6 protein-coding genes are annotated in these 7,368 nt (G+C 58.3%); 1 reads left to right on the forward strand and 5 read right to left on the reverse strand.

Annotation, left to right across the window (positions count from 1 at the left end; translation table 11 throughout):
• Positions 1-85: 85 nt before the first annotated feature.
• From ACM6IN_RS18555 to ACM6IN_RS18575, 5 genes are all read right to left on the reverse strand, one after another.
• The gene (locus ACM6IN_RS18555; RefSeq protein ID WP_007915304.1) at positions 86-1,249 is read right to left on the reverse strand and encodes a type III PLP-dependent enzyme; all 1,164 of its coding nucleotides are present in this window, start codon (positions 1,247-1,249) and stop codon (positions 86-88) included.
• 651 nt (positions 1,250-1,900) lie between these two features.
• The gene (locus ACM6IN_RS18560; RefSeq protein WP_414916503.1) at positions 1,901-3,058 is read right to left on the reverse strand and encodes a betaine/proline/choline family ABC transporter ATP-binding protein; all 1,158 of its coding nucleotides are present in this window, start codon (positions 3,056-3,058) and stop codon (positions 1,901-1,903) included.
• Positions 3,055-3,708, reverse strand: coding sequence for an ABC transporter permease (locus ACM6IN_RS18565; RefSeq protein WP_414916504.1), 654 nt, complete (start codon positions 3,706-3,708; stop codon positions 3,055-3,057). Before ACM6IN_RS18565 ends, ACM6IN_RS18560 begins: the two co-directional genes overlap by 4 nt.
• A gap of 12 nt (positions 3,709-3,720) precedes the next feature.
• Positions 3,721-4,614, reverse strand: a complete 894-nt coding sequence (locus tag ACM6IN_RS18570; protein WP_414916505.1) for a glycine betaine ABC transporter substrate-binding protein — start codon at positions 4,612-4,614, stop codon at positions 3,721-3,723.
• 21 nt (positions 4,615-4,635) lie between these two features.
• Entirely contained in the window at positions 4,636-5,325 is a 690-nt protein-coding gene (locus ACM6IN_RS18575) for an ABC transporter permease (protein WP_169844036.1), read from the reverse strand.
• A 358-nt stretch (positions 5,326-5,683) separates the two neighbouring features.
• On the opposite strand from ACM6IN_RS18575, the gene ACM6IN_RS18580 reads away from it, so the two are divergent.
• Positions 5,684-7,267 carry a peptide chain release factor 3 gene (locus tag ACM6IN_RS18580; RefSeq protein WP_007915312.1) on the forward strand — a complete coding sequence of 528 codons (1,584 nt, stop codon included), beginning with the start codon at positions 5,684-5,686 and terminating at the stop codon, positions 7,265-7,267.
• Positions 7,268-7,368 lie beyond the last annotated feature (101 nt).

Raw genomic sequence — 7,368 nt, forward strand, 5'->3', positions numbered from 1 at the left:
AATCTCAAAGCCAGACACAAAAAAAGCCCATGACACGTCATGGGCTTTTCACTTGCAGCTAGCAGCTTGAAACTCGCAGCTGCGCTTACACGTAAAACGATTTCAACGGCGGAAAGCCATTGAACTCAACCGCGCTGTAACTGGTGGTGTACGCCCCGGTCGACAGCCAGTACAGACGATCACCGATCGCCAGGTTCAACGGCAGACCGTATTTGTAGTTCTCGTACATGATGTCAGCGCTGTCGCAGGTCGGGCCGGCGATGACGACTTCTTCCATCTCGCCTTTCTTCTCGGTCCAGATCGGGAACTTGATCGCTTCGTCCATGGTTTCGATCAGGCCGGAGAACTTGCCCACATCGGTATAAACCCAACGTTCAACAGCGGTGCGCGACTTGCGTGCAACCAGCACCACTTCGCTGACCAGAATCCCGGCGTTGGCGATCAGCGAACGGCCCGGCTCGAGAATGATTTCCGGCAGGTCATCACCGAAGTCTTCCTTGAGGAAACGGATGATTTCTTCGGCGTAGGTTTCCAGGCTGTTGGTGCGGGTGATGTAGTTGGCCGGGAAGCCACCGCCCATGTTGATCAGCTTCAGGTGAATGCCGTCTTCTTCTTTCAGGCGCTCGAAGATCACTTTGACCTTGGCGATCGCCGCGTCCCAGACGCTGATGTCGCGTTGCTGCGAACCGACGTGGAAGGAGATGCCGTAAGGCACCAGGCCGAGGTCGCGAGCGAGGATCAGCAGGTCCATGGCCATGTCGGTCTGGCAGCCGAATTTGCGCGACAGTGGCCAGTCAGCCGTGGTCGAGCCTTCGGTGAGGATGCGCACATAGACTTTCGAACCCGGTGCAGCCTTGGCGATGTTGCGCAGGTCGGCTTCGGAGTCGGTGGAGAACAGACGCACGCCCTTCTCGTAGAAGTAGCGGATGTCCTTGGATTTCTTGATGGTGTTGCCGTAGCTGATGCGGTCCGGGCTGACACCACGATCCATCACCTTGTCCAGCTCATAGATCGAGGCGATGTCGAAGCTCGAACCTTTCTCTTTGAGCAGGTCGATGATCTCGACGGCCGGGTTGGCCTTGACCGCGTAGTAGACCTTGGCGAATTCGAAACCGGCGCGCAGGTCATCGTAGGCCTGGGCGATCATCGCGGTGTCGATCACCACGAACGGGGTTTCCTGTTTGTCGGCGAACGCCTTCATTTTGTCGAATGTAGCGCGCGCGAAATAGTCTTCGACCTGGATCGACATGCTGGGAACTCCTACTGGCAAACTGAAATTAACAATGGGTGCAAATGAACGTCCTCCGTATCCCCACTTTGGTTCGCCTACTTCCCAAGGCATGTCGCCGAAAGCAAAAAGGCCATGGGATGTGCAGCTTTCCCTTGGCCTTGCTGTCTCGTCGTCAGTACTTGAGCCGGATGGATCGTTTCCAGCATGGACGTTCGGCGCGAACTTTAGGGCGTGAGGGGCGTGAGATCAACTAAAAATGTCGCGTTTTTGCACGCTTCTGACGTGCGTCGCGTTCATCACTCTTTGTAGCCGACCGAGATGACGGGCAGATGTTCCCCGAGAATTTTCCAGTGTTAAAAATACCTGCACGTTCGCGGATTTTGTCGGCGAAGTCGTAGGTAAGTGTGATGGGCGCAACATCGGCGACGATGGCCGCGAGAGATGGGGGTGAGGGGGATTTTGGCTGTTTGGACGGCTATCCAGCGCATGCTGTCTGGTTCTCAGGTGTTGAGATTCTTTTCCGCCTTGTGAATGACTTGGTAACACCCCCGGTCCAGTAGGAGTGAGCCTGCTCGCGATGACTTTTTTTCAGCCGACATCTTCATTGACTGATATTGCGCTATCGCGAGCAGGCTCACTCCTACAGGGTTTTGTGTTTTTACCGGTTAATCAAACGACCACCGCCTCAGCCGGCGAGACAATACTGGTCTTCATCCCACGCGAACGCCCCGAACTCAGATAAGCCGCAATCGACTCCTGCGTCACCTCACCGAGGAACACCCGTTCGGCATCCATCACTGGCAGCCACGAACGATTGAACTCGTACATGCGTGACAGCAGGATGCGCAAATGTTCGTCGTACGCTGCCGTGGCATTGAACTCACGCAGGAACTGCGCGCAGGTGCCGGTCTGACGGTGCAGATCACGACGGCGCACATAACCCAGCGCCTTGTTCTCGGCACAGGTGACCACCACGTAGCGACGGTCATGCTCGTCCATCAATTCCAGCGCATCAGGCACCGGCGTCTCTGGGCTCACCGACGGCGCGTTGTCCGCCGCATCTTCTGCCTTCACCAGCAACAGACGCTTGAGCGTGCTGTCCTGGCCGACGAAGTTGCTGACAAAGTCGTCCGCCGGGTGCGCGAGCAGCGTGTCCGGGTGATCGATCTGCAGCAGTTTGCCGGCGCGGAAGATCGCGATCTTGTCGCCGAGTTTGATCGCTTCGTCGATGTCGTGGCTGACCATGATCACAGTCTTGTTCAGCGCGCGCTGCATCTCGAAGAACTCGTTCTGGATCATCTCGCGGTTGATCGGGTCGACCGCACCGAACGGCTCATCCATCAACAGCAACGGTGCATCAGCGGCCAGTGCGCGGATCACGCCGATGCGCTGTTGCTGGCCACCGGACAGTTCACGCGGGTAGCGATGCAGATATTGCTTGGGCTCCAGCTTGATCATGCTCATCAACTCGCGGGCGCGGTCGTGGCATTTCTGTTTGTCCCAGCCGAGCAGTTTCGGCACGACAACGATGTTCTCTTCGATGGTCATGTTCGGGAACAGGCCGATCTGCTGGATCACGTAACCGATGTTACGGCGCAGGGTCACTTCGTCGAGGTCGGTGGTGTCTTCGCCGTTGATGAGGATCTTGCCCGAGGTCGGTTTGATCAGGCGATTGATCATCTTCAGCGTGGTGCTTTTACCGCAACCCGATGGCCCGAGGAACACACAGATTTCGCCTTCATTGACGGTCAGGCTTACCGAGTCCACGGCTTTGACGTCTTTGCCGTTGCTTTGGAAAGTTTTGCTGAGGTTTTGAAGTTCGATCATTTGAGCAGTCCTTTTGGAGTCAACGAGCGTTGCAGCCATTGGAGAAACAGGTCAGCGAAAATGGCCAGAAGACTGACCAGCAGTGCGCCGACGATCAGCATCGACATGTCACTGCGGCTGATGGAAGCGAGGATCAACACACCGAGGCCGCCGGCGCCGATGGTCGCGGCGATGGTCATCACGCCGATGTTCATCACCACGGCGGTACGCACGCCGGCGAGGATCACCGGCACGGCGATCGGCAACTCGACCATGCGCAGACGCTGGCCGAAGGTCATGCCGATGCCGCGCGCTGCTTCACGGATGCCCGGTTCCACGCCAGTGAGGGCGAGGTAGGTGTTGCGCATGATCGGCAACAGTGAATAAAGGAACACGGCGGTGATCGCCGGCATCGGGCCGAGGCCCTGGCCGAACTTGGAGTAGAACGGCAGCAGCAAACCGAACAGGGCAATCGACGGCACCGTCAGCAGCACCGTGGCGCTGGCTTGCAATGGGCCGGCGAGAGTCGGAAACCGCGTCATCAGAATGCCCAACGGCACGCCAACGACAATCGCCAGGGTCACGGCAACGCCGACGAGGGTGATGTGCTGCCAGGTCAGGTGCATCACCTGCTGCCAGTCGAGGTGGGAAAAGGCGTTCAGAAATTCCATGACTTTTCCTCCTTAGTTAAGTGGGTGCTGGCGCAGGAAATCGGCGGCCACTTTCGAAGGGCTTTCGTGATCGACGTCGACCCGCGCGTTGAGCTGGCGCATGGTTTCGTCGTCGAACAGTTCGGCCAGCGGCTTGAGTTGCTCGGCCAATTGCGGGTGCGCGTCGAGGTAGGCCTGACGCACTACCGGCGCGGCGGTGTAGTCGGGGAAGTAATGCTTGTCGTCTTCCAGCAGTTTCAGGCCGAAGGCGTTGAGGCGACCGTCGGTGGTGTAGACCAGACCGGCAAACACCTGGCCGTTGCGCAACGCGGTGTAGACCAGGCCCGCGTCCATCTGGCGGATATTTTTGCGGGTCAGGTTCATGCCGTAGAGATCGACCATGCCGATCAGACCGTCGGAGCGGTTGGCAAACTCGGTGTCCAAAGCCACCAAGTGATTGGTCTTGGCCTCGGCGCGCAGCACGTCGTTCAACTGGCTGATGTTGTTGATCTGCGGATATTCCTCGGCGACCTTTTTAGGGAGGGCGAGGGCATAGGTGTTGCTGAATTTCGACGGGGTCAGCCAGACCAGACCTTTTTTCGCGTCGAGTTCTTTCACCCGGGCGTAGGACTGGGCGCTGTCGAGTTTTTCCGTGACATGGTTGTAAGCCACCAGCGACACGCCGGTATATTCCCAGAGCATGTCCAACTGCCCGCTTTCGTGGGCGCTGCGGGCGAGGTTGCTGCCCAGGCCACCGGTGATCTGCGCGTCGTAGCCTTTGCTGCGCAGGTATTGCGCGGTGATTTCGGCGAGCAGGGTCTGCTCGGTGAAGACCCGGGCGCCGAGGCGGATCAACGGTTTTTCAGCGGCTTGCGCGATTCCCGCGAACAGCAATACGCAGCCTAAGATCAAGCTAAGTCGTTTCATAAATATTCCTTCGCAAAAGCCTTAAGACGGGCGCAAACCGCGTTCCAGCCAGAGACGGCTGGCGAGGGTGACCACGCCATCGAGCAGCAAGGCCAGCAGCGCGGTGCACGCGGCGCCGAGCAGCAGTTGCGGCTGATTGTTCAGGGCGATGCCAGGGAAGATCAGGCTGCCGAGGCTGTTGGCACCGATCAGGAACGCCAGCGGCGCGGTGCCGACGTTGATTGCCAAAGCCACGCGCACACCACCGACGATGATCGGCACAGCGTTGGGCAATTCGACTTTCCACAGCACTTGGCGCGGGGTCATGCCGATGCCGACGGCCGCTTCTTTCAGCGAACCCTGGACGTTTTTCAGGCCTTCGTAGGTGTTGCGCACAATCGGCAGCAACGAAGCGAGGAATAAAGCGAAGATCGCCGGGCCACTGCCAATGCCGAGGACGCCCAAGGCAATCGCGAGCACGGCCAGCGGAGGCACGGTGTTACCGATATTGAAGATCTGCATGAAGCGTTCAGCGCGGCCGACCATGGTCGGGCGACTGAGGAAGATGCCGGCGGGGATGCCCACGACCAGGGCGGCCAGCATTGAAGCGAGGACGAGAATCAGATGAGCTTGCAGGTAAAACAACAAATCGTCGCGGTAGTGTTCGATCGTGTTGATGCCGATCCAGTGGACCAGCAGGGCCAGGAGCGCGATCACCACCGCACCTCCCATCAGCCCTTTGCCATAGCGGATAGCCACAGGCGGACTCCTTTTTTTGTAGTCGGCGAACGCCCTCCCGTGTGGCATGCCATACATGGCTGCCGGGAATAAACGTTCGCGAGAAGCAGCTCCCTCAGCACCGGCAAAAAGCGGTCTGAAAGCGAGCCATGAGCGCAGCCTCGTCAGGCTAACTTGCTGATTTTTCAGCCCCTGACGAAAATTCGTAACAGGGGATGGACGTCTCCGTGCTTCAAAAGGTTCCCATCTGCGGCAGCATTTGGCCACCCTTAATGTGCTCAACGGTTCGGTTATTGCATCGAGTTGGGCTATAATCGCGGCCCTTTTTTGAATCACCGCCAGGCGATTTCCCATGACCAACCAGGCCGCCGAAGTCGCGAAACGCCGCACTTTCGCCATTATTTCCCACCCCGATGCCGGTAAAACCACGATCACCGAAAAGCTCCTGTTGATGGGCAAGGCGATTGCAGTGGCCGGTACGGTGAAATCCCGTAAATCCGATCGCCATGCGACATCCGACTGGATGGAGATGGAGAAGCAACGGGGTATTTCCATTACCACGTCGGTCATGCAGTTCCCGTATCGCGAACACATGATCAACCTGCTCGACACCCCGGGCCACGAAGACTTCTCCGAAGATACCTACCGCACCCTGACCGCGGTGGACTCGGCATTGATGGTTCTCGACGGCGGTAAAGGTGTAGAGCCACGGACCATTGCGCTGATGGACGTCTGCCGTCTGCGTGACACGCCGATCGTCAGCTTCATCAACAAACTCGACCGTGACATCCGCGACCCGATCGAACTGCTCGACGAGATCGAAGCCGTGCTGAAGATCAAGGCCGCGCCGATCACCTGGCCGATCGGTTGCTACCGCGACTTCAAGGGCGTGTACCACCTGGCCGATGACTACATCATTGTCTACACCGCCGGTCACGGTCACGAACGCACCGAAACCAAGATCATCGAGAAGCTCGACTCCGACGAAGCGCGTGCGCATCTGGGGGACGAGTACGAGCGTTTCATCGAGCAGCTGGAACTGGTTCAGGGTGCCTGCCACGAATTCAACCAACAGGAATTCCTCGACGGTCAGCTGACCCCGGTGTTCTTCGGTACCGCACTGGGCAACTTCGGTGTTGATCATGTGCTCGACGCCGTCGTTGATTGGGCACCGCGTCCGCTGGCCCGTGTCGCTAACGAGCGTACCGTCGAGCCGGTGGAAGAGAAGTTCTCGGGCTTCATCTTCAAGATCCAGGCGAACATGGACCCGAAGCACCGCGACCGCATCGCCTTCATGCGCATTTGCTCCGGCAAGTACGAAAAAGGCATGAAGATGCGCCACGTGCGCACCGGCAAGGACGTGCGCATCGGCGACGCCTTGACGTTCTTCTCCTCCGAGCGTGAGCAGCTTGAAGAAGCCTTTGCCGGCGACATCATTGGTTTGCACAACCACGGCACGATCCAGATTGGCGACACCTTCAGTGAAGGTGAAACCCTCGGTTTCACCGGCATTCCGCACTTTGCGCCGGAGCTGTTCCGTCGTGTGCGCCTGCGTGATCCGCTGAAGTCCAAGCAGTTGCGTCAGGGTCTCCAGCAACTGGCCGAAGAAGGTGCAACGCAGGTGTTCTTCCCGGAGCGCAGCAACGACATCATTCTTGGCGCCGTGGGTGTGCTGCAGTTTGATGTGGTCGCCAGCCGTTTGAAGGAGGAATACAAGGTTGAGTGCTCGTATGAGCCGATCACTGTGTATTCCGCGCGCTGGATTGAGTGCAGCGACAAGAAGAAGCTTGAGGAGTTTTCCAACAAGGCTGTGGAGAACCTGGCGGTCGATGGCGGTGGGCACCTGACCTATCTTGCGCCGACGCGGGTTAACCTGGCGTTGATGGAAGAGCGTTGGCCGGATGTGAAATTCCGCGCGACGCGTGAGCATCACTAAGCTCTGAGTTGGTTTGTCCGAAGCCCCCTCGGTGTGTGCCTAGGGGGCTTTTTTTTGCTTTGGTTTTGGGGGTATATCCGTTTTTTGGGTGATGGCGGCTT

This window comes from Pseudomonas sp. IT-P395 (genome assembly GCF_949767675.1).
Taxonomy (GTDB): Bacteria; Pseudomonadota; Gammaproteobacteria; order Pseudomonadales; family Pseudomonadaceae; genus Aquipseudomonas.

Bases quoted from the DNA above. Each gene is read 5' to 3' on its own strand.
- ACM6IN_RS18565 (WP_414916504.1), bottom strand. From the start codon at position 3,708: ATGGAATTTCTGAACGCCTTTTCCCACCTCGACTGGCAGCAGGTGATG.
- ACM6IN_RS18555 (WP_007915304.1), bottom strand. From the start codon at position 1,249: ATGTCGATCCAGGTCGAAGACTATTTCGCGCGCGCTACATTCGACAAA.
- ACM6IN_RS18560 (WP_414916503.1), bottom strand. From the start codon at position 3,058: ATGATCGAACTTCAAAACCTCAGCAAAACTTTCCAAAGCAACGGCAAA.
- ACM6IN_RS18580 (WP_007915312.1), top strand. From the start codon at position 5,684: ATGACCAACCAGGCCGCCGAAGTCGCGAAACGCCGCACTTTCGCCATT.
- ACM6IN_RS18570 (WP_414916505.1), bottom strand. From the start codon at position 4,614: ATGAAACGACTTAGCTTGATCTTAGGCTGCGTATTGCTGTTCGCGGGA.
- ACM6IN_RS18575 (WP_169844036.1), bottom strand. From the start codon at position 5,325: ATGGGAGGTGCGGTGGTGATCGCGCTCCTGGCCCTGCTGGTCCACTGG.